The sequence below is a fragment of the Sphingobium sp. FW306-1B-F04DB genome (genome assembly GCF_058781925.1).
In genome coordinates this window covers 1-23,058 of sequence record NZ_JBYSXE010000031.1, presented here as the reverse complement: position 1 = coordinate 23,058, position 23,058 = coordinate 1, and the positions used below count along the sequence as shown (strand labels likewise).

20 protein-coding genes are annotated in these 23,058 nt (G+C 66.0%); 9 read left to right on the top strand and 11 right to left on the bottom strand.

What is annotated here, in order from left to right:
• Positions 1 to 116 precede the first annotated feature (116 nt).
• Both AC3WJD_RS13890 and pabB read right to left on the bottom strand, forming a co-directional pair.
• The gene (locus AC3WJD_RS13890; RefSeq protein WP_492747275.1) at positions 117 to 1,319 is read right to left on the bottom strand and encodes a pyridoxal phosphate-dependent aminotransferase; all 1,203 of its coding nucleotides are present in this window, start codon (positions 1,317 to 1,319) and stop codon (positions 117 to 119) included.
• An 85-nt stretch (positions 1,320 to 1,404) separates the two neighbouring features.
• Positions 1,405 to 3,189 carry an aminodeoxychorismate synthase component I gene (gene pabB / locus AC3WJD_RS13885; protein WP_492747274.1) on the bottom strand — a complete coding sequence of 595 codons (1,785 nt, stop codon included), beginning with the start codon at positions 3,187 to 3,189 and terminating at the stop codon, positions 1,405 to 1,407.
• Between the two features lie 65 nt (positions 3,190 to 3,254).
• On the opposite strand from pabB, the gene AC3WJD_RS13880 reads away from it, so the two are divergent.
• Together AC3WJD_RS13880 and AC3WJD_RS13875 are read left to right on the top strand one after the other, a co-directional pair.
• On the top strand, positions 3,255 to 5,168 hold the full coding sequence (locus AC3WJD_RS13880) for a S9 family peptidase (RefSeq protein WP_492747273.1): 1,914 nt from the start codon (positions 3,255 to 3,257) through the stop codon (positions 5,166 to 5,168).
• Between the two features lie 115 nt (positions 5,169 to 5,283).
• Positions 5,284 to 6,663, top strand: coding sequence for an L-serine ammonia-lyase (locus AC3WJD_RS13875; protein WP_492747272.1), 1,380 nt, complete (start codon positions 5,284 to 5,286; stop codon positions 6,661 to 6,663).
• 6 nt (positions 6,664 to 6,669) lie between these two features.
• Here the strand turns inward: AC3WJD_RS13875 and AC3WJD_RS13870 are convergent, their stop codons facing one another.
• Complete coding sequence (locus AC3WJD_RS13870; RefSeq protein ID WP_492747271.1) at positions 6,670 to 7,557, bottom strand: LysR substrate-binding domain-containing protein; 888 nt, start codon at positions 7,555 to 7,557, stop codon at positions 6,670 to 6,672.
• A gap of 98 nt (positions 7,558 to 7,655) precedes the next feature.
• Here AC3WJD_RS13870 and AC3WJD_RS13865 point away from each other — a divergent pair, with 98 nt between their 5' ends.
• Complete coding sequence (locus AC3WJD_RS13865) at positions 7,656 to 8,648, top strand: aldo/keto reductase (RefSeq protein WP_492747270.1); 993 nt, start codon at positions 7,656 to 7,658, stop codon at positions 8,646 to 8,648.
• Positions 8,649 to 8,693: 45 nt separating this feature from the next.
• Here AC3WJD_RS13865 and murA read toward each other — a convergent pair whose 3' ends face one another.
• On the bottom strand, positions 8,694 to 9,977 hold the full coding sequence (murA, locus tag AC3WJD_RS13860; protein ID WP_492747269.1) for a UDP-N-acetylglucosamine 1-carboxyvinyltransferase: 1,284 nt from the start codon (positions 9,975 to 9,977) through the stop codon (positions 8,694 to 8,696).
• Positions 9,978 to 10,078: 101 nt separating this feature from the next.
• On the opposite strand from murA, the gene AC3WJD_RS13855 reads away from it, so the two are divergent.
• Positions 10,079 to 10,564 (top strand): DUF2721 domain-containing protein, encoded by a 486-nt coding sequence (locus AC3WJD_RS13855; RefSeq protein ID WP_492747307.1) that lies wholly within the window; start codon positions 10,079 to 10,081, stop codon positions 10,562 to 10,564.
• A 315-nt stretch (positions 10,565 to 10,879) separates the two neighbouring features.
• Here AC3WJD_RS13855 and AC3WJD_RS13850 read toward each other — a convergent pair whose 3' ends face one another.
• Positions 10,880 to 11,416, bottom strand: coding sequence for a hypothetical protein (locus AC3WJD_RS13850; RefSeq protein ID WP_492747268.1), 537 nt, complete (start codon positions 11,414 to 11,416; stop codon positions 10,880 to 10,882).
• A gap of 141 nt (positions 11,417 to 11,557) precedes the next feature.
• Between AC3WJD_RS13850 and AC3WJD_RS13845 the strand changes: the two genes are divergently transcribed.
• Positions 11,558 to 12,835 carry an MFS transporter gene (locus AC3WJD_RS13845; RefSeq protein ID WP_492747267.1) on the top strand — a complete coding sequence of 426 codons (1,278 nt, stop codon included), beginning with the start codon at positions 11,558 to 11,560 and terminating at the stop codon, positions 12,833 to 12,835.
• 123 nt (positions 12,836 to 12,958) lie between these two features.
• Here the strand turns inward: AC3WJD_RS13845 and AC3WJD_RS13840 are convergent, their stop codons facing one another.
• Positions 12,959 to 13,654: a 2OG-Fe(II) oxygenase gene (locus AC3WJD_RS13840; protein WP_492747266.1), complete on the bottom strand. Its 696-nt coding sequence runs from the start codon at positions 13,652 to 13,654 to the stop codon at positions 12,959 to 12,961.
• Positions 13,655 to 14,056: 402 nt separating this feature from the next.
• Here AC3WJD_RS13840 and AC3WJD_RS13835 point away from each other — a divergent pair, with 402 nt between their 5' ends.
• Positions 14,057 to 14,875, top strand: coding sequence for a hypothetical protein (locus AC3WJD_RS13835; RefSeq protein WP_492747265.1), 819 nt, complete (start codon positions 14,057 to 14,059; stop codon positions 14,873 to 14,875).
• A gap of 42 nt (positions 14,876 to 14,917) precedes the next feature.
• Here the strand turns inward: AC3WJD_RS13835 and AC3WJD_RS13830 are convergent, their stop codons facing one another.
• The 3 genes from AC3WJD_RS13830 to uvrB all read right to left on the bottom strand — a co-directional run bounded on the left by AC3WJD_RS13830 (position 14,918) and on the right by uvrB (position 17,882).
• Positions 14,918 to 15,061 carry a hypothetical protein gene (locus AC3WJD_RS13830; RefSeq protein WP_492747264.1) on the bottom strand — a complete coding sequence of 48 codons (144 nt, stop codon included), beginning with the start codon at positions 15,059 to 15,061 and terminating at the stop codon, positions 14,918 to 14,920.
• A 260-nt stretch (positions 15,062 to 15,321) separates the two neighbouring features.
• Positions 15,322 to 15,627 carry a nucleotidyl transferase AbiEii/AbiGii toxin family protein gene (locus tag AC3WJD_RS13825; RefSeq protein ID WP_492747262.1) on the bottom strand — a complete coding sequence of 102 codons (306 nt, stop codon included), beginning with the start codon at positions 15,625 to 15,627 and terminating at the stop codon, positions 15,322 to 15,324.
• Between the two features lie 74 nt (positions 15,628 to 15,701).
• Complete coding sequence (gene uvrB, locus AC3WJD_RS13820; protein WP_492747261.1) at positions 15,702 to 17,882, bottom strand: excinuclease ABC subunit UvrB; 2,181 nt, start codon at positions 17,880 to 17,882, stop codon at positions 15,702 to 15,704.
• Between the two features lie 74 nt (positions 17,883 to 17,956).
• Between uvrB and AC3WJD_RS13815 the strand changes: the two genes are divergently transcribed.
• On the top strand, positions 17,957 to 18,472 hold the full coding sequence (locus AC3WJD_RS13815) for a DUF3617 domain-containing protein (protein ID WP_492747260.1): 516 nt from the start codon (positions 17,957 to 17,959) through the stop codon (positions 18,470 to 18,472).
• 272 nt (positions 18,473 to 18,744) lie between these two features.
• Positions 18,745 to 20,079, top strand: coding sequence for an amidohydrolase (locus AC3WJD_RS13810; RefSeq protein ID WP_492747259.1), 1,335 nt, complete (start codon positions 18,745 to 18,747; stop codon positions 20,077 to 20,079).
• A gap of 105 nt (positions 20,080 to 20,184) precedes the next feature.
• On the opposite strand, the gene AC3WJD_RS13805 is transcribed toward AC3WJD_RS13810, so the two are convergent.
• The gene (locus AC3WJD_RS13805; RefSeq protein WP_492747258.1) at positions 20,185 to 20,958 is read right to left on the bottom strand and encodes a helix-turn-helix transcriptional regulator; all 774 of its coding nucleotides are present in this window, start codon (positions 20,956 to 20,958) and stop codon (positions 20,185 to 20,187) included.
• 81 nt (positions 20,959 to 21,039) lie between these two features.
• On the opposite strand from AC3WJD_RS13805, the gene AC3WJD_RS13800 reads away from it, so the two are divergent.
• A complete protein-coding gene (locus AC3WJD_RS13800) occupies positions 21,040 to 21,771 on the top strand; it encodes a glutathione S-transferase family protein (protein ID WP_492747257.1) in 732 nt (243 codons plus the stop codon).
• On the opposite strand, the gene AC3WJD_RS13795 is transcribed toward AC3WJD_RS13800, so the two are convergent.
• Positions 21,755 to 22,885 (bottom strand): PQQ-dependent sugar dehydrogenase, encoded by a 1,131-nt coding sequence (locus tag AC3WJD_RS13795; protein ID WP_492747256.1) that lies wholly within the window; start codon positions 22,883 to 22,885, stop codon positions 21,755 to 21,757. The two genes, AC3WJD_RS13800 and AC3WJD_RS13795, sit on opposite strands and share 17 nt — an antisense overlap.
• Positions 22,886 to 23,058: the final 173 nt, after the last annotated feature.

The following is a 23,058-nucleotide window of genomic DNA, read 5'->3' as shown; positions in this document are numbered from 1 at the left end:
TCCTGTAACCCGCCACACTGTTACGAATCGTTACCGCGCCTGAATGCCACGGCATAACTGACGCCGCAGTGAACAGGATCACAGTCTTCCAAAACGTCGGGCGGGGCCCGATCTCGTCAGCTCAGCGCCGCACAGGCTTGCTGGATGCGCGAACATGCTTCGGTGAGCACGCTTTCCGAGGTCGCATAGCTGACGCGGAAGGCGGGCTCGAGCCCGAAGGCTGCGCCCTGTACGGCCGCAACCCGCGCATGATCAAGGAAATAATCGATCAACACCGCATCATTTTCGATCAACTGCCCCGAGGGTGTCTTCTTGTCGATCAGGCCCGATACGTCGGGATAGACGTAGAAGGCGCCTTCGGGGGTCGGGCAATGCACGCCCTCTATCTGGTTGAGCATCGAGATGACGAGGTCGCGGCGTTCCTTGAACGCGATGTTGCGCTCCTGAAGGAAGCTCTGGTCGCCATTGAGCGCCGCGGTGGCCGCGGCCTGCGCGATCGAGCAGGGGTTGGAGGTCGACTGCGACTGGAGCTTGGCCATCGCCTTGATCAGCCATTGGGGCCCGCCCGCAAAGCCGATGCGCCAGCCCGTCATGGCATAGGCCTTGGAGCAGCCGTTGACCGTGAGCGTGCGCTCGTAGAGGTCGGGGGCGACCTGCGCGATCGTGGTGAATTCGAAATCGTCATAGACGATGTGCTCGTACATGTCGTCGGCCATGACCAGCACATGCGGGTGATGGCGCAGCACGTCGGCGAGCGCTTCGAGCTCGGCGCGCGTATAGGCGGCGCCCGAGGGGTTGGACGGCGAGTTGAGGATCAGCCACCTGGTGCTGGGCGTGATCGCCGCCTCAAGCTGCGCGGGGGTGATCTTGTAGCTCTGCTCGGCGCCGGCCTTGATGAAGACCGGCGTGCCGCCCGCGAAATTGACGATGTCGGGATAGCTGACCCAATAGGGCGCGGGGATGATCACTTCGTCGCCCGGATCGACGCTCGCGACCAGCGCGTTGAACAGCGTATGCTTGCCGCCGACATTGACGCTGATCTGCGCGGGTGCGTAGTCGAGGCCGTTGTCGCGCCTGAACTTGGCCGCGATCGCGTCCTTGAGTTCGGCGGTGCCATCGACATTGGTGTATTTGGTCTGCCCCTTGCGGATCGCCTCGATCGCGGCATCCTTGACGAAATCGGGGGTATCGAAATCGGGTTCGCCGGCGCTCAGCCCGATCACGTCGACGCCGGCGCGTTTCAGCTCGAGCACGCGGCTGGTCATCACCAGCGTGGCAGAGGGCTGGATGCGGCCGAGCGCGGCGGAAGGCTGGGACATTTTCGGTGGCTCCTCGGGGTGGACGGCTGCGTCCTTAGGCGCCGGGGTGCCGCGCCGCAACGGGCGGGCGCGCAAGAATTTCTATTCAGCCGCCCGCAGGCTGGCTTGCGAGCCGCGCGGGGATGAGGCCGCGCAGCGCGTTGCCGATATAGAAGCCGCCGGCGAGATCGGCGGGGGTCAGGTCGGCCTCGACCGCGCGCCCTTCGTCGATCAGCGCGCCGCGCAGCACGCCGGGCAGCAGGCCGCGCGACAGCGGCGGCGTCAGCAGCGTGCCCGCGCGTTCGACGAACAGGCTGGTGAAGCTGCCTTCGGTGAGAAAGCCCGCGGGATCCTGGAAAACCACCTCGAAGCTGCCCGCGGCACGGCGCGCGAGTTCGTGAAAGCGCCGGTCGCTCGTCTTGTGACGCAGCCGGAAATCACCGGGATGCACGGGCAGTGGTACGACCGCGACCGAGGCTGCGCCCTGCGGCGCCGCGGGCACCGCGCGGATCTCGACCGCGAGCGCGCCGCTGCGCGAGAGCATCAGCCGGACGCGCGCGGGCGCGCGCAGCCGGAAGGTCGCGGCCTGCAGTTCGTTGCGCACGGCATGGTGGTTATAGGCGAATCCAAAGGCTTCGGCGCTCGCGCGCAGCCGCACGAGATGGCGATCGAGATACTGAACGCCGTCAGACGGATCGAAGCCCATCGTCTCGACAAGGTCGAATGTTCTGTCCGCCCCCCTCACAAACTCCCCCTTCGCCAGGCATTCATGCCATTCGTCGGCGCTGCGCGAATCCGCCACGATCCCCGAGCCCAGCCCCATCACCGCGCGCCCCTCTCCCTCTTTTAGATGGAGCGTGCGGATGGCGACATTGAACGCGGCATCGCCGCCCGGATCAAGCCTCCCGATCGCGCCAGTATAGGCGTGGCGGGGGCCCGCCTCGACCTCGGCGATGACCTCCATCGCGCGGATCTTGGGCGCACCGGTGATCGAGCCGCACGGAAAGATCGTGCGGAGCACGTCGACCGCACTTTTTCCGGGCATCAGGTCGGCGGTGACGGTGGAGGTCATCTGGTGGACGGTGGGATAGGTCTCGACCTTGAACAGATCGGGCACCTGCACCGATCCCGCGACCGCGACGCGCGAGAGATCGTTCCGGAGCAGGTCGACGATCATCAGATTCTCGGCGCGCTGCTTGGGATCCTCGCGCAGCTGGCGGATAGCGGCGGCATCATCCTCGGGGGTGGTGCCGCGCGTTGCGGTGCCCTTCATCGGCCGCGTGGTGAGGCGTCCACCCTTCAGGGCGAAGAACAGCTCGGGCGACAGCGAGAGCAGCCAGTCATGCCCGGTGAAGACCACCCCGCCATAGCCCGCGCGCGCGGTCCGCCGCAGCCGCGCATAGATGGCGAGCGGATGGCCGAGCGTCTTGACCTCGGCCTGAAAGGTCAGATTGGCCTGATAGATATCGCCCGCCGCGATATAGTTCTGAACGCGCGCCAGCGCGACCTCATAGACGCCGCGTGTGATCAGCGGCCGCGGCGCCGCCGTCCAGGCGCCCGCGGGATCGGGGAGCAGCGAGGGTACGGCTTCGGGCGCGAAGGTCTGGAAGCGCTCGAACAGCCCGAACCAGAGCAGCGGCAGCTCGCCGCCGGGATGCTGGAGCGCGCGTAGCCGCGGTTCGAGCGCATGGCCAAGCTCGTATGACAGGAAGCCGACGGCGTGCAGTCCGCGCGTCTGGGCGGCTTCGATCTTTTCCAGCGCCGCACGCACGCTGCCCGCGCCCTGCGCGGTGATGGTGTCGACGGGCGCGCTGTAGAGACGTGCGGGCGCCGCGCCCGATGCGCGGGCATCGTCGAGCAAAACGAAGGGCATGGTCGTATTGAACGCCATATGACGCTGTTGCCTCGAATGCGCCCCCTCCGTAAAGCATAAGAAATAATATTACGGAGAAGTCGATGCGTTTCATGCTGCTGATCGGCGCCGCGCTGCTGCCGCTTTCCCCCGCCTGGGCCGACGCCGAAAAGCCCGCCGCGCTCGTCGCCGATGGCGTGCCCGCGATCCCCGATGCGATCGTGGCCGAGACGCGGCCCTATATGGAATTCCGCACCGCGGGCTTTGCGGGCTGGAACCCGGCCGACCGGTCGATGCTGATCACGACACGCTTCGCCAACACCGCGCAGCTCCATGTCGTAAAATCACCGCTCGCCGCGCGTACGCAGATCAGCTTCGAGGCCGAGCCCGTCGGCGGACGCTGGTCGCCCAAGGGCGATGTGCTGCTCATCCGCAAGGATAAGGGCGGCGACGAGTTCTTCCAGCTCTACACGCTCAAGGACGGCAAGCTGGCGCTGGTCACCGACGGCAAGAGCCGCAACGAGATGGGCGCCTGGAGCAAGGACGGCCAGTGGGTCGGCTATAGCTCCACCCGCCGCAACGGCACCGACAGCGACCTTTACGTCGTCGATCCGCGCAACCCTGGGAGCAACCGGATGGTGGCCGAGGTCAAGGGCGGCGGCTGGCAGATCGCGGATTTCGCGCCCGACGGCAAGAAGGCGGTGGTGTTCGAATATGTCTCGGTCACCAAGTCGAACCTGCACCTGCTCGACCTCGCTACGGGCAAGATGGCCCCAATCGGCGATCACAAGAAGAGCATCGCCTATGGCGCCGCCGAATTCGCGCCCGACGGCACGCTGTGGGTGACCTCGGACGAGGGCTCGGACTTTCAGCGGCTCGGCACCATCGACGTGAAAAGCGGCCGATTCACCGTGGTCAGCAAGGACGCCAAATGGGACGTGGACAGCTTCGATATCGCCGATGACGGCAGCGCGATCGCCTATGTAACCAACGAGGCGGGCGCGAGCCGCCTCAAGCTGCTCGATCCAAAGACCGGCGCGGTGCGCAATGTCGATGCACTGCCGCTGGGCGTGATCGGCGGCATCGAGATCGCCCCCTGGGGCACGATCGGCCTTACCCTCTCATCGGCGAAGAGCCCGGCGGACGCCTATGCGATCGACCCCCGGACCCTGGCGGTGACGCGCTGGACGCAGAGCGAGACGGGCGGGCTCGATCCCAACGTGAATGTCGAGCCCGAATTCGTCGAGGTGAAGAGCTTTGATGGCGAGCCGGTCTCGGGCTTCCTCTATCGTCCCGACGCGAAGAAATTTCCGGGCAAGCGACCGCTGATCGTCAATATCCACGGCGGCCCCGAAGGTCAGTCGCGTCCCGGTTTCCAGGGCCGCAACAACTATCTGCTCAACGAGCTGGGCGTCGCGATCTTCTATCCCAATGTCCGCGGCTCGACGGGCTTCGGCAAGCGCTTCGTCAGCCTCGACAACGGTCCGTTCAAGCGCGAGGATTCGGTGAAGGACATCGCCGCCTATCTCGGCGTGCTCGAAAAGGATGCGGCGATCGATCCCGCGCGCATCGCGGTGACGGGCGGCAGCTATGGCGGCTATATGTGCTATGCCTCGGCGATCCATTACGGCGCGCAGCTGAAGGGTGCGAACTGCGTCGTCGCGATCTCCAACTTCGTCACCTTCCTCGAAAATACGCAGAGCTATCGCCGCGACCTGCGCCGCGTCGAATATGGCGACGAACGCGATGCGAAGCAGCGCGCCAAGCTGATGGAGATTTCGCCGCTGACGCGCGTGGGCGAGCTCAACATCCCGTTGATGGTTGTCACGGGCGGCAACGACCCGCGCGTGCCCGCATCCGAGGCCGACCAGATCGTCAAGGCCGTGCGTGCCAAGGGCGGAACTGCGTGGCACCTGCTCGGCCAGAATGAGGGGCATGGCTTCGGCAAGAAAGAGAATGCCGATTACCAGTTCTGGTCGGGGCTGATGTTCTGGCAGCAGACGCTGCTCGCGAAATAGGACGGCGTCGCGGCTTTCATTTGGGTTGAGCCTGGTGAGGCCCTATCTTGGGGGGTACGGGACACATTGGGCGGGGCGTTGACGCGTCCGGCCCCAAAGGAATTTGGAACATATAATGGTCGCCAGCACGTTCGATCTGTTCAAGATCGGAGTCGGTCCCTCAAGTTCACACACCATGGGGCCGATGAGCGCCGCCGCGGATTTTGTCGAGCGCCTTGCGGATAGCGGCGCCCTGCCGCGCGTCGTGCGCGTCGATGCCGCATTGTTCGGATCGCTCGCGCTCACGGGCAAGGGGCATGCCAGCGACCGTGCGGTGCTGATCGGGCTGACCGGGCAACGTCCCGCCGGGATCGATCCCGATGCCGCCGACACGCTGGTGGCGCGCATCCGCGAGACCGGCCGGCTGGCGCTTGGCGGCACCCACGAGATCGATTTCATCGAGGATCGCGATCTGCGCCTGCTCCAGCGCGAGCGGTTGGCCTTTCACTCCAACGCGATGACCTTCACTGCCTTTGCCGAAGACGGCGCGCCGCTCGCGCAGCGGACCTATTATTCGATCGGCGGCGGCGCGATTCTCGATGAGGATCAGATCGGCCAGAACGCGCCCGCCGAGGGCGGCTGGGACGTGCCGCACAATTTCCGTTCGGGCGACGAACTGCTCGCGATCGCCGAACGCACGGGCAAGAGCTTCGCGCAGCTGATGCGCGAGAATGAGGAAAGCGCGCTCGCGCCCGAGGATGTGTCGGCGCGACTGAAGGCGATCCGCGATGCGATGTCGGCGTGCACCGACCGCGGCATCGCCTCGGGCGGCATCCTGCCCGGCGGGCTGAAGGTCAAGCGCCGCGCGCCGACAATCTACCGGACGCTGATCGAGCGGCAGGAGCGCGCGCTTGCCGATCCGTTGACGGTGATCGACTGGGTCAACCTCTGGGCACTCGCGGTCAACGAGGAGAATGCCGGCGGCGGCAAGGTCGTGACCGCGCCGACCAATGGCGCTGCGGGTATCATCCCCGCGGTGCTGCGCTATTATGAGCGCTTCGCGCCCAAGGCGTGCAGCAACGGGGTCGAGGATTTTCTGCTGACCGCCGCCGCGGTCGGCTCGCTGTTCAAGGAAAACGCATCGATCTCGGGCGCCGAAGTTGGCTGTCAGGGCGAGGTCGGCGTCGCCTGCTCGATGGCGGCGGCGGGGCTCGCCGCAGCGCTGGGGGCAACGCCCGCACAGATCGAGAACGCGGCCGAGATCGGCATGGAGCACAATCTGGGCCTGACCTGCGATCCCGTCGGCGGGCTGGTCCAGGTGCCGTGCATCGAGCGCAATGCGGTGGGGTCGATCAAGGCGATCGAGGCCGCACGGCTCGCGATGCTCGGCGACGGGACGCACAGGGTCAGCCTCGACCAGGTGATCGAGACGATGCGCAAGACCGGGCTCGACATGTCCGAACGCTACAAGGAGACCGCGCTGGGCGGGCTCGCGGTCAATGTGGTCGAGTGCTGAGCCGGCCTAGCCGCGCCAGCGCATGAAATCGATGAAGGCGCGCAGCGCTGAAGGCATCTGCCGGCGTGAACTGTAATAGAGCCGCGCGCCCGCGAATTCGGCCATCCATTCGGGTAGCAGCTCTACCAGTCGCCCCGCCGCGACCGCGGGGCGCGTCCACTCCGCGAAGGTCATCAGGAAACCCGCGCCGTCGCAGGCCAGTGCAACCTCGACATGCGCATTGCCGCACGTCGTCGGCCGGCTTGGACGGATGACGAAGCGTTCGTCGCTGCGCTCGAACTCCCACTCGATGATGGCGCCGCTTGGAAAGCGATGCTGGATCGCGGGCGCGTCGACCAGCTCGGACGGGTGAGTCGGAGTGCCCCACCGCGCGAGCAGCCCGGGCGCGGCTACGAACGCATAACGCTGCGGCGGACCGATCGGCACGGCGATCATGTCCTTGGCCAGACTTTCGTCATAGCGCGCGCCCGCATCGAAGCCCCCCGCGACGATGTCGACAAAGCTGTCCTCGACGACGAGTTCGAGCCGGACGCGCGGGTAAGCCGCGAGGAAGGCGCCTAGCCGCGGCGCGAGCACGAGTTCGGCGATCGATCCGGGGGCGTTGATCCGCAGCGTCCCCCCGGGAGTATCGGACCGGTCGCCCAGCCGTGCCAATGTCTGCTCGATCTGGTCAAGCGCGGGCTCGAGCCCTTCGAGCAGCGCAATGCCCGCCTCGGTGGGGCTGACGCTGCGCGTGGTGCGGTTGAGCAGCCGTACGCCCAGCCGCTCCTCGAGATCGCGCAATCGCTCGGACAGGCGCGAGGGCGACAGGCGTAGCGCGGCGGCGGCGCGGCGAAAGCTGCGATGGCGCGCGATAGCCGCAAAGAGCGCGAGATCGGAAAGTTCGGGGCTCATTGTTCGATATTACGAACAGTTCATTAGCAATACTACGGCCTATTCGAATCTACAGAGAGGCGCATATCGTGAGCACCCCACCCCCAAGGAGACAGACGATGGAACAGCTTCAACTCGGAAAGACCGGCCCCCAGGCTTCGCGCATCGGGCTTGGCTGCATGGGCATGTCCGACATGTATGGCCATGCCGACCGTGCGGAGAGCCTTGCGACGATCGCCGCCGCGGTCGAGGCGGGTATCACCCTGCTCGACACCGGCGACTTCTATGGCATGGGCCATAACGAGATGCTGATCGGCGAGGCGTTGAAGACGCTGCCCCGCGACAAGCTTCTGCTCAGCGTCAAGTTCGGCGCCATGCGCGGACCCGACGGCAACTGGCTGGGCTATGACGCCCGCCCCAAGGCAGTGAAGAACTTCATCGCCTATTCGCTCAAGCGGCTCGGCGTCGATCATATCGACATCTACCGCCCCTCGCGGCTCGATCCCGATGTGCCGATCGAGGACACGATCGGCGCGATCGCCGAACTGGTGAAGGCCGGCCATGTCCGCCATATCGGGCTGTCCGAGATGAGCGCCGAGACGATCCGCCGCGCGCATGCGGTCCATCCGATCAGCGACCTCCAGATCGAATATTCGCTGATCTCGCGCGGGATCGAGGATCGCATCCTGCAAACGTGCCGCGAACTCGGCATCGGGATCACGGCCTATGGCGTACTCTCGCGCGGTCTCATCAGCGGCCACTGGTCGAAGGCGCGCGCCGGCGAGGCGGATTTCCGCGCCGCAAGCCCACGCTTCCAGGGCGAGAGCCTCGACCACAATCTCGCGCTGGTCGACGCGCTGCGGGGGATTGCGGCGGCGAAGGGCGCGAGCGTCGCCCAGGTCGCGATCGCCTGGGTCATCGCGCAGGGCAAGGACATCGTTCCGCTGGTCGGCGCACGCCGCCGCGAGCGGCTTAGCGAGGCGCTCGGCGCGCTCGATACCGCGCTGGATGCCGATGACCTCGCCGCGATCGAGGCCGCGGTGCCCAAGGGTGCCGCGGCGGGCGGGCGCTATTCGGATGCGCAGCTCGCGCATCTCGACAGCGAACGCTGAGCATCATGACAACATGCCCCGGCACCCGTCCGGGGCATGTTCGGATCAACCGGCGCTGACGCGCTCGATGTCTGCGCCCACCGCCTGGAGCTTTTCCTCCAGCCGTTCATAGCCGCGATCGAGGTGATAGACGCGGCTGACCTGCGTCTCGCCCTCGGCCGCAAGGCCCGCGATGATCAGGCTCATCGAGGCGCGCAGGTCGGTTGCCATCACGGGCGCGCCGTTGAGTTTGTTGACCCCGCGTACCACCGCCGCGCGCCCGCGCACCTCGATATCGGCGCCCATGCGCGCGAGTTCGGGGACGTGCATGTAGCGGTTCTCGAAGATCGTCTCGGTGAGCAGGCTGGCGCCGTCGGCCATCGCCAGCATCGCCATGAACTGCGCCTGCATGTCGGTGGCGAAGCCCGGATAGGGCGCGGTCGACAGCGTCAGCGGACGCAGCTTCTCATTGGCCTCGACGCGGATCGAATTGCGCTTCTCCTCGATGGTGACCCCGGCCTGGCGCAATGCCGCGAGCGTCGCACCCATGTCGCTTGCGCGCGCGCCGACCAGCTCGACCGAGCCTCCCGTTATCGCGGCGGCGCAGGCGTAGCTGCCCGCCTCGATGCGGTCGGGCATGACCTGGTAGGTCGCGCCGTGGAGACGTTCGACGCCCTCGATCACCAGCGTTTCATGGCCGATGCCATCGATCCGCGCGCCCATCGCGACGAGGCAGTTGCACAGGTCGACGATCTCGGGCTCGCGCGCTGCGTTCTCGAGCTGCGTCGTGCCTTTGGCCAGGACCGCGGCCATCACCGCATTCTCGGTCGCGCCCACCGAAACAACGGGGAAGGTGAAATTGCCGCCCGAAATGCGGCCGCCGGGCGCTGTCGCCTTCACATAGCCCGCGGCGAGCTCGATCTCGGCGCCCATTGCCTCCAGGGCCTTCAGGTGCAGGTCGATCGGGCGGTTGCCGATTGCGCAGCCGCCGGGCAGCGAGACCGTTGCCTCGCCCGCGCGTGCGAGCAGCGGACCGAGCACGAGGATCGAGGCGCGCATCTTTCGGACGATGTCATAGGGCGCGACGGTGGAAGTGACGCGCCCCGCGCGCATCGTCATGACGCGGCCGAAATCCTCCGGCCGCGCGCCCTCGACCATCGTCGACACGCCAAGCTGGTTGAGGAGGTGGCCGAAGCCGTCGACATCGGCGAGGCGCGGCAGGTTCCTGAGCGTCAGCGGCTCGTCGGTGAGGAGCGCGCAGGGCATCAACGTCAGCGCCGAATTCTTCGCGCCCGAAATGGGGAGTTTGCCCGAAAGGCGCTTGCCGCCGCGGATGAGAATGCTGTCCATCCCCGGGCTTCTACTATGTGCGCGGCCATGCGCAAGCGGTGGCATCACGCGACGTGGCATCCCCCTTGACCGGTGCCCCGCCGCCGCGCCATTTCAGGCGCATGGAAGCGACCCCCGCCGTCACCACCATCGCCCAGGCGATCCAACTCTCCGTGGCGCCTGTCTTCCTGCTCGCGGGGATCGGCGCGATCCTCAACCTGCTCGCCTCAAGGCTCTCGCGCGTGATCGATCGATCGCGCCAGCTCGAGATCCTCTATCCGCAGAGCACGGGCCCCGAACATGAGCGCCATGTCTGGGAACTGCGGATCCTCGACCGGCGGATGAAGCTCGTCAACGCGGCGATCTTCCTGATCGTCTCGAGCGCGATCGCGATCTCGCTGGTGGTCGCGGTGCTGTTCGTGGGCGAGCTCGCGCACCTCAAGATCGGCAACATCATCGCGATCGCCTTCATCCTCGCGATGCTGCTGTTCGTGGCGGGACTGATCCTGTTCCTGATCGAGACGCGTGTCGCGATCCACGCCTTCCGCGTGCGCGAGGAACTGCTCGAGCGCGGAGACAGGCAGGCAAGAGCCAAACTCCGGATATGAAAAGAGGCTGCCGGGCCTGACGGCCCGGCAACCCCTTGACATGGTCAGCGGCCGGAAGTTCCAGCCCGGGAGACCATGGTCGCGCTCGACAACTGCCTGATCGGATGATCAGGCGGGCCTGTCAGCGGCGCGCCTCCCGAACGGACTGAACCGACCTCATTGCTGAACCATGAGACATCGGATCACCTCCTTTCGCTAGTTGAAGCTCTCGTGCTTTTGGGCACGACTCATGTGTGAATCAAGCTGAGTCGCGACACAAGACTTGTATATTTATTTTTTTCGGGCAATCATCAACGGCTCGTGCCCAAAGCGGCCTCAGCCGCGGCAATCCTCGACAACGCGCGCAAATTCGGCCCAGCTGGGGACTACCATATCTTGTGCCCCGTCGAGCTGGACGAGCACGCGCCCACGGCTGAAGGCGAGCTTTTCCAGGAAGGGATCGGACGCGGCAAGGCTCGCGCCCAGCCGCGGCGGTGTGCCGCCGATATCGGCGGCGGCATAGCTCTGCACGCCTTCGGTCGAACGCAGCGTCATCCGCGCGCTGCCGCCGGGTGCGATCGTGCCGGCGCGCGCGATCGTGATGCGGCGCGCGGTGCGGTCACAGCTGACGGTCAGCTCGGGCTGGGCGCCGATGCGGCCAAAGGCGGCCGAGGACGTGCTGCCCCCGGCGCCGTAGCTCCAGTCGCCCGCGGTGACGGGCCAGTCGCGCCAGTCGTTTGGCAGCGGTGCCGGCGGCGGGGGCGGAGGCGGTGCGACCACCGCAGCGGGCGGAGGCGGCGGGGCCTTGGGTGCGACGCACGCCGCGGGCAGGACCATGAGCCCCAGGACCGGAACCAGCACCGAACGACGCATCCTCACCCTCATCAACAGCCAGAAATCGGGCGCAAGCATAGGGATGATCGTCCGCCGTACAAGCCGCGCCCGTCGCGGCGCTGCGCTTGCCGGTCGCGTGGGGCTGCCGCATAAGGCCCACCAAAGCGGAGGGGGGAATGCATGTCGATCGACGCGAAGCGCCTGAAGTCGATCGTCGGCGGATCGGCGGGCAACCTCGTCGAATGGTATGATTTCTATGCCTATGCGGCGCTCACCATCTATTTCGCACCGGTCTTCTTCCCCAGGGGCGATCCCACCGCGCAGCTGCTGAACGCGGCGGCTATCTTCGCGGTGGGCTTCCTCATGCGGCCGATCGGCGCGTGGATCATGGGCATCTATGGCGACCGCCACGGGCGCAAGGCGGGGCTGGCGCTCTCGGTCGGGCTGATGTGCGCGGGCTCGCTGCTGATCGCGGTCGCGCCGACGCACGCACAGGCGGGGTGGCTCGCGCCCGTGATCCTCGTGGTTGCGCGGATGATGCAGGGTCTGAGCGTCGGCGGCGAATATGGCGCGAGCGCGACCTATCTGTCGGAGATGGCGACGCGCCAGAATCGCGGATTCTGGGCGAGCTTCCAATATGTGACGCTGGTCGGCGGCCAGCTTGCGGCGCTTGGCGTCGTGCTCATCCTCCAGGCAACCATGAGCGAAGCCGATCTCGAGGCGTGGGGCTGGCGCATCCCCTTTGCGATAGGCGCGGTGCTCGCGCTCCTCGTCTATGTGCTCCGCCGCAAGCTCGCCGAGACCGCGTCGTTCGAGGCGATGAGCCAGGAGGAGCGGATGCGTTCGGGCGCGCTTCGCCTGCTCCGCGAACATCCGCGCGAGTTCGCGCTGGTCACCGCGATCACCGCGGGGGGCAGCCTCGCCTTCTATGCCTACACCACATACATGCAGAAGTTCCTCGTCAACACGAGCGGGTTCGACCGGCAGGCGGCGACGCAGGTGATGACCGCGGCGCTGTTCGTCTACATGTGCGCCCAGCCCTTTTTCGGGCATCTTTCCGACCGCTTCGGGCGCAAGCCGATGCTGCTGTCGTTCGGTATGGGCGGCATGCTCGCGACGGTGCCGGGCTATTCGCTGATTGCAAGCGCAGCGTCGCCGGTCACGGCCTTTGCGGCCATTCTCGCCCTGCTGATGATCCTCTCTGCCTATACCTCGATCAGCGGGCTGGTGAAGGCCGAGCTGTTCCCGCCGCATATCCGTACATTGGGCGTCGCGCTTCCCTATGCGGTGGGCAATGCGCTGTTCGGGGGCAGCGCCGAATATGTCGCACTGTGGTTCAAGGACGCGGGGGTCGAAAGCGCCTTCTACTGGTATGTGACGGGCATATTGACGATCGCGACGGTCGCGTTCGCGATGCTGCCCGATACGAAGAAGACCAGCCTGATCGCGGAGGGTTGAGGCGCCCGATCCCTGTCGTGCTCCGGGCTTGACCCGGAACCCATGCTGGAAGCAATCGTGCCGTCGGACACATGGGCTCCTGCTTTCGCAGGAGCACTGAACTCCATTGCCCCGCGCCAAGCCCTATGTCGCATCGTGGAAGATGATGCCGAGGGTGAAGCGCTCGCCCGAGCGCAACCGGCTCACCCCATGCCGCATCTGGACGCGGTGCCAGCCGCGGCTGCCCTGCACGGGGCGTTCGCGCACAGGAAAGACCACCGCGTCGCCCTGCACCAAGGGCACGACCTCGGGGCGCGACTGCATGCGCGGGCGTTGTTCGGTCAGCACGAACTCGCCGCCGGTGAAGTCCGCCTGCGGGCGCGAGAGCAGGATCGCGACCTGCAGCGGGAAGACATGCTCGCCATAGAGGTCCTGATGGAGCGCGTTCCAGTCGCACGCGCCGTAGCGCAGGATGAGCGGCGTCGGGCGCACCTGTCCTGCGGCGCGGCAGCGCTCGATGAAGGCGGGGTGTGCCTCGGGGTACTCCACGCCCGTCCCGAGGATCGCGGCCCAGCGATTGGCGATGGTGGCAAGCGGCGGATAGAGCGCCGCGCGCAGCCCTGCAACGGGGTCGGGCAGCGGGTAGGCGAAGTAGCGATAGGCCCCGCGGCCATAACCGTGGCGCGCCATGTTGACCTCCGAGCGGAAGCGCTCGCGCGCGTCCCACAGCGCGCGCATTTCGGCGCAGGCGGCTTCATCAAGCAGGTCGGGCAGCAGCGCGCAGCCATGGGTGTCGAGCTCGGCGGCCTTTGCGGCCCAATCGATAGCGGCAATGTTCATTGTCATGCCTTCAGCTATTCGTTGTCGCATCGTTGCTGCGGAAAGCCGGTTCCCACTTTTCCGCACGATGCTCTTACGCGCCGCCCGCCCCGCGCGCCTCCCGCGGCTTGCGCTCGAACCCGGCCAGGCAAACTTCACACCGCGCCGAACTTCACAAAACTCACGCGTATGAGGAAAAACTTACACGCGCATTTGTCGCGATGGATCGCGTTGGCCGATCCATGGCGGTGACGACGGTCTCAACGCTTCAATGAGCCGGAATGGCCGCGAAAGCGTGACAGATCGGCGGTGTGTAGGACAGGGCTTTCTGGCGGTTCGTACCGGAGGCGTCACGAACCGCTTTTGGCGGCCCGGCTTATGTGATACGAAACCGCGCACTGGCCGCATCTTGTGGGGGATGTCATGGCGACGCTTGCGGATTCCGATACCGGTAATGTGCGTACAGCGGGTCTTGCGGACCTGATCGATCGCTGGATCTATGTGTTCACGGCCGCGCTGTTCTTGGGCGTCGTGCTGCTCGGCTTCGTTCCCGCTTCGATCGGCAAGATCGAGGCGGTCCGCGCGGGGCTGAGACCGCCCTTTCCCGTGCTGCTGCATGCCCATGCGGTGCTGATGGGCAGCTGGATCCTGCTGCTACTGACGCAGACGGTGCTGATGGCGACCAACCGGCGCGCGTGGCACACCCAGCTCGGCATCGCGTCCTTCATACTCGCCCCCGCGCTGGTGACGGTCGGTTTCTTCCTCGTGCCGACCACGGCGCTCCCGATCGCCTATGCGGTCCTCCACGGCCCGCCGGAGGTGGCGGCGGGGCTCAAGCCCATCTTTTACGGATTCGTCGTCAACCTCATGATGATCCAGATCAGGGTCGGCATATTGTTCGCGGCTCTGATCGCGCTGGCGCTCTGGGCGCGGCGCCGCGACGCGGGCTTGCACAAGCGGCTGATGATCCTCGGCACCGCGACCGCGATCCCCGCCGCGACCGACCGCATCAGCTGGCTGCCGACCACGCTGCCCGACAGCCCCTTGACCGTCGACCTCTGGCCGCTGGTGCTGCTCGCGCCGATGTTCTTCTGGGACCTCTACCGCCTCCGCCGGGTCCACAAGGCCTGGCTGATCTACCTGATATCGTGCCTGACGTTGGCGGTGCCCATCCACCTGCTGTGGAACACCCCGCTGTGGCGCGAGGCGGCGTTGCGGATACTGGGGGTTAGCGGAATTTAGGCGGGACGGTGCTGAACAGTTCGAGGGTGTCGTAATACCAGATCAGGCGGATATCGGCGTTGTCCTCATCGACTGCATCGCGCGTTCGGCGCGCAGCTCCTGATCGGGGCGGATGGTGACCTTGATCTCGACGGCATCCATGCCGGCAAAGGAGAGACCAGGCTGGGGGCTGACGGTCGCGTTCATTCCCGGGCTCCTTTTTCGAAGGAACCGGTCGCCCGCATCATGCGTGCCGGGATGCCGGGGCGGCCGGCGGAGGCGTTGCGATTTCGGGGATGCGACTCCCGGCCGCAACGTGCGGGGCTATCCTATCGCAATCGAAGGGGGCTTATAATCGGGGTAAGTCGGTAGGGCGCGCGCGGACACGCGCGGCGACATTCCTAGCAGGATAAGTTTGCGCAAACCGTCCGAGTTCGGCTTCCTATATCTGCCATATGGTTGGGCCGTTACGTCCAGGGCAGTGACCTATAAAGCGAATCAACGGAAAAGAAGCACTCATCAAATTCGGGAAGATCGCCGACCTCTAGAGCGAGCGTATCCCATTCCTTGCGCGCGCGCTCCCTGACTTCGGGCTGGGATAATGATTCAATGTTGGGTTCAATTTTGCGTGCGCTGCATTTTTCTTGGAGCAGTGCGAGGAGGCCCACCTTCTCTTCGTCATCAAGTGTGAACTTCGCCAGCAGCGAGGCTATATCGTAAATGTCCTGACGGCGATTGCGGTTTCGGCTTTCCTGCTGGAGCAGGGCGCGCAATTTCGTCCTAAGGACGATAAGTATAGCACACTGCTATACCAATCCCGTTGGCTTGGCAATGCCGCAGGTGCTCCCTACCTCCCAAACTTCCGCTGCGTCTTGCCGTAGCGCGTCTTGCGCGTCCCCGGTTTGCCCTCGTTACTGCGGCCCATTGTCGGGGCCTTGTGCTCGGTGTCGGGCAGGCCCAGCTCTTCGCGCTCCAATGCGCGGATCTCGTCGCGTAGCCTTCCGGCTTCCTCGAATTCGAGGTCGGCGGCGGCCTTGCGCATCTTGCCTTCCAGCTCCTCGATGTACGCGCGCAGGTTGTGGCCGACCATGTGCGGCTTGTCGTCGCCGATCTCGACGGTGACCTGATCCTTGCTGGCCACGTGCGCGATGATGTCGCCGATGTTCTTGCGCACGGTCTGCGGGGTGATGCCGTGCTCGGCGTTGAAGGCGAGCTGCTTTTCGCGGCGGCGATCGGTCTCACGCATCGCGCGCTCCATGCTGCCGGTGACGCGGTCGGCATAGAGGATCACGCGGCCGTCGACGTTGCGCGCGGCGCGGCCGATGGTCTGGATCAGCGAGGTTTCGGAGCGCAGGAAGCCTTCCTTGTCAGCGTCGAGGATCGCGACGAGGCCGCACTCCGGAATGTCGAGCCCCTCGCGCAGCAGGTTGATGCCGACGAGCACGTCATAGACGCCGAGCCTGAGGTCGCGGATCAGCTCGATGCGCTCGAGCGTCTCGACGTCCGAGTGCATGTAGCGGACCTTGATCCCCGCCTCGTGCATGTACTCGGTGAGGTCCTCGGCCATGCGCTTGGTGAGCGTGGTGACGAGCGTGCGGTAGCCCGCCTTGGTCGTTTCGCGGCATTCGTTGATGAGGTCGTCGACCTGATCCTCGATCGGGCGGATGGTGACCGGCGGGTCGATCAGGCCGGTGGGGCGGATGACCTGTTCGCTGAACACGCCGCCGGTCTGCTCCATCTCCCATGAGCCCGGGGTCGCCGAGACATAGGTGGTCTGGGGACGCATCGCCTCCCATTCGTTGAACCGCAGCGGACGGTTGTCGATCGCGCTGGGCAGGCGGAAGCCGTACTCGGCGAGCGTGAGCTTGCGCCTGTGGTCGCCGCGCGACATGCCGTTGATCTGGCCGATGGTGACATGGCTCTCGTCGACAAAGAGCAAGGCGTTTTCGGGGAGATATTCGAACAAAGTCGGCGGCGGCTCGCCGGGGAGGCGGCCGGTGAGGAAGCGGCTGTAATTCTCGATGCCCGCGCAGGAGCCGGTGGCGGCGATCATCTCGAGATCGAAATTGGTGCGCTGTTCGAGGCGCTGGGCCTCGAGCAGGCGGCCCTCCGCGACGAGCTCCTTGAGGCGTTCGGTGAGCTCGTGGCGGATCCCCTCCATCGCCTGTTTGAGCGTGGGGCCGGGGGTGACGTAGTGGCTGTTCGCATAGACGCGGACATAGTCGAGCGTCGCGACCTTCTTGCCCGTCAGCGGATCGAACTCGGTGATCTCCTCGATCTCGTCGCCGAAGAAGGCGATGCGCCAGGCGGTGTCCTCATAGTGCGAGGGGAAGAGCTCCAAACTATCCCCGCGCACGCGGAAATTGCCGCGGACAAAGGCGGCGTCGTTGCGCTTGTATTGCAGCGCGACGAGCTTGCGGATGATCTCGCGCTGGTCGACGGTCTGGCCCTTCTTCAGGTCGAAGATCATCGCCGAATAGGTCTCGACCGAGCCGATGCCGTAGAGGCACGAGACCGAGGCTACGATCAGCACGTCGTCGCGCTCGAGCAGCGCGCGCGTCGCCGAGTGGCGCATCCGGTCGATCGCCTCGTTCACCGAGCTTTCCTTCTCGATGTACGTGTCGGAGCGGGGGACATAGGCTTCGGGCTGGTAATAATCGTAATAGCTGACGAAATATTCGACCGCGTTGTCGGGGAAGAAGTTCTTGAACTCGCCGTAAAGCTGGGCGGCGAGAATCTTGTTGGGGGCGAGGACGAGCGCGGGGCGCTGGAGCGCCTCGACGACCTTGGCCATGGTGAAGGTCTTGCCCGAGCCGGTGACGCCGAGCAGCACCTGGTCGCGCTCGCCCGCCGCGGCCTGTTCGACGAGCTCGGCGATCGCGGTGGGCTGGTCGCCCGCGGGTTCATAGTCGGAGACGATCCTGAACGCCTTGCCGCCCTCGGCCTTGGGCGGGCGCTCGGGGCGGTGGGGGACGAAACTCTGCCCCGTCTCGGGCTCGTCGAGCGTGGTGCGGATTTGGATTGCCATATTGTCCCGATATGGGTGATGCTTCGCGCGGCCGCAACGTAAGGCCATCCACCCCATGCGTGAAGGGAATGAAGATGAAGCGCGTTGCACTGCTGACATTTCTGGTACTCGCCGCGTGTAGCAAGTCCCCCGAGGAAAAGGCGAAGGACCCGTCCGCGATGAAGGACGAGATGGCCAAGGCCGCCAAGCTGATGGCGGGGCAATGGGAGACGACAGTCGAGATCGTCGAGGCCGACATGCCGGGCATGCCCCCCGAGATGGCGAAGCAGATGACGGGGCGGAAAAACACAACCAGCCACTGCATGAGCAAGGAAGAGGCGGACCAGAACGCCGAGGCGATGTTCAAAAAGCAGGGCGAGGGCGATTGCAGCTACAAGCGCTTCTCGATGGCGGGCGGCAAGATCGACGCGCTGCTGAGCTGCACGGGCGGGCCGCAGGGCGGCAGCTCGGAGATCACGATGGCGGGCACCTATTCGGCCAGCCTCTACCAGGTGGCGACCGAGATGAAGATCGCCAACCCGCAAATGCCCGATGCGGCGATGACGATGAAGGCGAAGACGACGGGCAAGCGCACCGGCGACTGCGCCTGACAAAAAAGCCGCCAATTCCTCGTCGTCATTGCGAGCCGGAGGCGAAGCGATCCCGAGGAGGCCCGGCGCAGACTGGATTGCCCTTCGGCGCGCCATGTCGGGGATCTCGCGAAAACAAGGCGTCTCGTCAGAACTGCACCGCCCGTGTTCCTGGATCCCGGATCAAGTCCGGGAGAAGGGTAGCGCGGTTCCGCAGCGCCTACGCCCAGCCGGGACTGGACGCGGTGGCGCTCGCGTTTAAAGTCTTCCCAAATCGCTCAGGGGAGACATGAATGCGCCTTCGTCATCTGTTGCTTGCCGCTGCCTGCATTGCCGCGCCCGCCTACGCCCAACCCGATTACGCTCCCGCGGTCGAGGCGGACTACAAGACGACTCTCGGGCCCCTGTTCGACTATTTCCACCGTAATCCCGAGCTCGGCTTCCTCGAGACCAAGACCGCAGCGCGCATCGCCGCCGAACTGCGCAAGACCGGCGCGACGGTGACCGAGGGCGTCGGCAAGACGGGCGTGGTCGCGGTGATGAAGAATGGCGACGGCCCCGTGGTGATGATCCGCGCCGACATGGACGGGCTGCCCGTCGAGGAGAAATCGGGACTCGCCAATGCGTCGAAGGCGAGGCAGGTCAATCTGGCGGGCGAGGAAGTGCCCGTGATGCACGCGTGCGGGCACGACGTCCACATCACCGCGCTGGTCGGCACCGCGCGCCGCCTCGCCGCGATGAAGAACAAGTGGAAGGGCACCGTCATCTTCGTCGCGCAGCCCGCCGAGGAGCCCGTGTCGGGCGCCAAGGCGATGATCGCCGACGGCATCTATACGCGCTTTCCCAAGCCCGACTATGCGCTCGCCTTCCACGTCGCCGCGGGGATGCCCACGGGCAAGGTCTCGGCGGCCGAGGGCATCCAGTATTCGTCGGCGGACAGTCTCGAGATCCTCGTCCATGGCGTGGGCGCGCACGGCGCCTCGCCGCATATGGGCAAGGACCCCGTCTATATCGGGTCGCAGATCGTCGTCGCGCTCCAGTCGATCGTCAGCCGCGAGGTGATGCCGCTGTCACCCGCGGTGATCACCGTCGGATCCTTCCATGCGGGCACGCGTCCCAACATCATCTCGGACCAGGCCAGGCTGCAGGTGACGGTGCGCGCCAATGACGAGAAGACGCGCGCGCAGCTGATCGCGGCGGTCGAACGCGTCGCCAAGGGCGTTGCGCGCACGCACGGCATGCCCGAGGACAAGCTGCCCGAGGTCAAGCATGTCGAGGGGACGCCGACGACGATCAACGACGGCCCGCTCGCGCGCCGACTGAACGCGGTGATGGTCGAGACGCTGGGCAAGGACGGCGTCGAACCCTTTGTCCAGGACGGGATGGGCGCCGAGGACTTCGCCTATTTCGTCGAGAAGCAATATGGTGTGCCCGGCTATTATTTCGCGGTGGGCGGGACGCCGCAGGCCGAGATCGACGCCGAAAAGGCGGGTGGCCCGCCAGTGCCCTCGCACCATTCGCCGCTGTTCAGGATCGAGCCCGAACCCTCGGTGACGACGGGGACGATCGCGATGACCGCGGCGGTGCTCGACCTGCTCGAGCCCGAGGGCGGCGCGACGGGGAAGTAGCTGGGGCGCTGACCGATCCGTGCTCCGGGCTTGACCCGGAGCCCATGTCGCCAGCAATCGCGTAGCGGAAGAATGGGCTCCTGCTTTCGCAGGAGCACGGGCAGCCTAATTGCGCGCGGCGTGGAGCGCAGGCCTGTGGTTGCTGCCACGGGCCTGATCCGATGCCTCCCCCTCTTCGCACGCGCGCATCTCGGCCTCGAGCTTGCGGCGCCATTTGGCGCGCAGGATCGTCGGGCGCTCGGGATAGCGCTCGTCGAGGAATTCGGCGCCGATGACGCGGTCGGCGCGGAAGCTGCGGAAGTCATGGCGCAGTTCGCACCAGCCGATGATCGTGCGCGAGGTGTCGCGATAGCCGATGGTGACGGGCCAGATCACGCGCGAGGTCGCGCGCCCCTCGACATCGCGATAGTCGAGCGCGATCTTGCGCCCCGCATGGATATGGGCGCGCACCGCCGCCATGTCGATCATGTCGGTGGGCTCGTCCCAGAGCGGCGACACGCGCAGCGCGGGATCGTCGATATGCGGACGCAGCGTCTCGGGGACGATCGCCTCGATCTTCGCGACAAGGTCGCGCGCCGCGCGTGCGAGCGCGGGGTCGCCGCGCCGCGCCACCCATTGTGCGCCGAGCACCGCCGCCTCGACCTCGTCGGATGTCAGCATCAGCGGCGGCAGGTCGAAGCCGCGTTCGAGGACATAGCCGATCCCCGCCTCTCCGCGTACGGGTACGCGCTGGCCGATCAGCGCGGCGATGTCGCGATAGACGCTGCGCTTGGAGGTCTCGAGCTCGACCGCGATGCTGTCGGCGGTGACGGGCCCGCGCGCACGGCGCAGGATCTGCACGATCTGGAAAAGGCGTTCGGCGCGTCTCATTGCGTTCATTGCTACCGCCATGCTGCTGACACCATGTTGGCAGCATAGTGTCAGTATAACCAGCCCTCAATGCGATGAGGGAGACACGCAATGATCATTCTGTACGGTTGCGGCGAGAGTTTCGGGCTTCCCCAGACGAGCCCCTATGTGACCAAGACCGAGGTGCAGCTGCTCATGGCGGGGCTGGCCTATGAAAAGCGCGCGGCGCTCCCCGACGATTCGCCCAAGGGGCAGATCCCCTTCATCGACGATGGCGGCACGGTCGTCGCCGATTCGACCTTCATCCGCGAATGGCTCGAGGCGCGGCACGGGATCGACCTCGATGTCGGGCTCAATGTCGCCGAGCGCGCGCAGGCCTGGGCGATCGAGCGGATGATCGAGAACCAGCTCGGCTGGGTGGCGGCGTGGGGCCGTTTCATGATCCCCGAGAATTTCGAGAAGGGGCCGGCACACTGGTTCGACTTCCTCCCCGAAGAGGATGCCACGCTATGTCGCGAGCGGATGCTCGAGGCGGTCGATACCAATCTCCACGCGGTCGGGATCGCCCGGCACGCGCCCAACGAGATCACCTGGCTCGGGGCGCGCTCGATCGCCGCGCTGTCGACGCTGCTCGGGGCCAAGCGTTACCTGATGGCGGATCACCCGACGAGCGTCGACGCGGTCGGCTTTGCGGTGCTTGCGGGCATCCTCACGCCTTTCTTCGACACGCCGTTGCGCGATCTGGCACTGGGCTATCCCAACCTCGTTGCCTATGTCGACCGGATGATGACGCGCTATTACCCCGACCATCCGTGGGAGGCGCAGCTCAGCGTCGCGGCGTGAGCTTCAATAGCCGTCCGCCTTCGCCATTCTCGAGCAGCCACACCGCGCCGTCGGGCCCCTGTGCCACGGCGCGGATGCGGTTGCCCATTTCGAAGCGCTCGGCCTCCTTCGCCTTTTCGCCGTCGAAGCTGATACGGACGAGCGCCTCAGAGGAAAGCCCGCCCGCGAGCGCGCTGCCCTTCCACTGAGGGAACTGGTCGCCCGAGTAGAAGATCAGGCTGGAGGGCGAGATCACCGGCGTCCACCAGACCGCGGGCGCGGCAAATTCGGGGCGCGTGTCGTGGTCGGGGATCGGCTTGCCGTCATAATGGTCGCCATTGGAGACGATGGGATAGCCATAGTTGGCACGCGGCTTGACGAGGTTGAGCTCGTCGCCGCCCTTGGGGCCCATTTCGAGGTCCCAGAGCTGCCCCTTGCCGTCGAAGGCGAGGCCGAGCGGATTGCGGTGGCCGAGCGACCAGATCTGCGCGGTCACGCCTCCCTCGGACGCGAAGGGATTGTCGGCGGGGACGCTGCCATCGTCGTTGAGGCGGAGCACCTTGCCGAGATTGCCCTTCATGTCCTGCGCGGGGTCGAATTTCTGCCGCTCGCCCGAGGAGATGAAGAGATGGCCGTCGGGCGCAAAGGCGATGCGGTGGCCATAATGGCCCTCTCCGGTCACCTTGGGCGACTGGCGCCAGATCACCTGGAGCCCTTCGAGCTTCGCGTTGACCGCGTCGGTTACCAGCCGGGCGCGCGCCACCACCGCGCCGCGCGTGCCGCCCTCGCCCGGCTCGGCATAGCTCAGATATACCAGCCCGTTCTCCGCGAATTTGGGATGGAGCACGACATCCCCGAGCCCGCCCTGCCCGCCATAGGCGACCGCGGGCACGCCGGTGACGTCGATCGCGGCGCCGCTGATGGTGTAGAGCTTGAGCTTGCCCGATTTCTCGGTGATCAGCATCTGGCGGCCATTGGGCAGGAAGGCCATCGCCCAGGGCTCATTGAAGGTCGCGACCTCGGCCGCCTCGAAGGGCTTGCCGCCCGCGCCGGTCGTTTGCGCGCTCGACCCGTTGCTCGCCGAGCAGGCGGTGAAGAAAGCGAGCAGGGCAAGCGTGGCTGTGGCGCGGATCATGGGGAAGCTCCGGGTGAAATTGCGTTGGCGATTCAATAGCTCATTTAACGCGAGGTTCCAGCGGCGTCGTGAGTGGATGATTTGGAATGGCCGCTGGCGACCGAGGACGTGTAAAAACGCGGATTTCGAGGTGCGACGATTGTCATACGAGGCAATCGCACTGCGGAGAGATA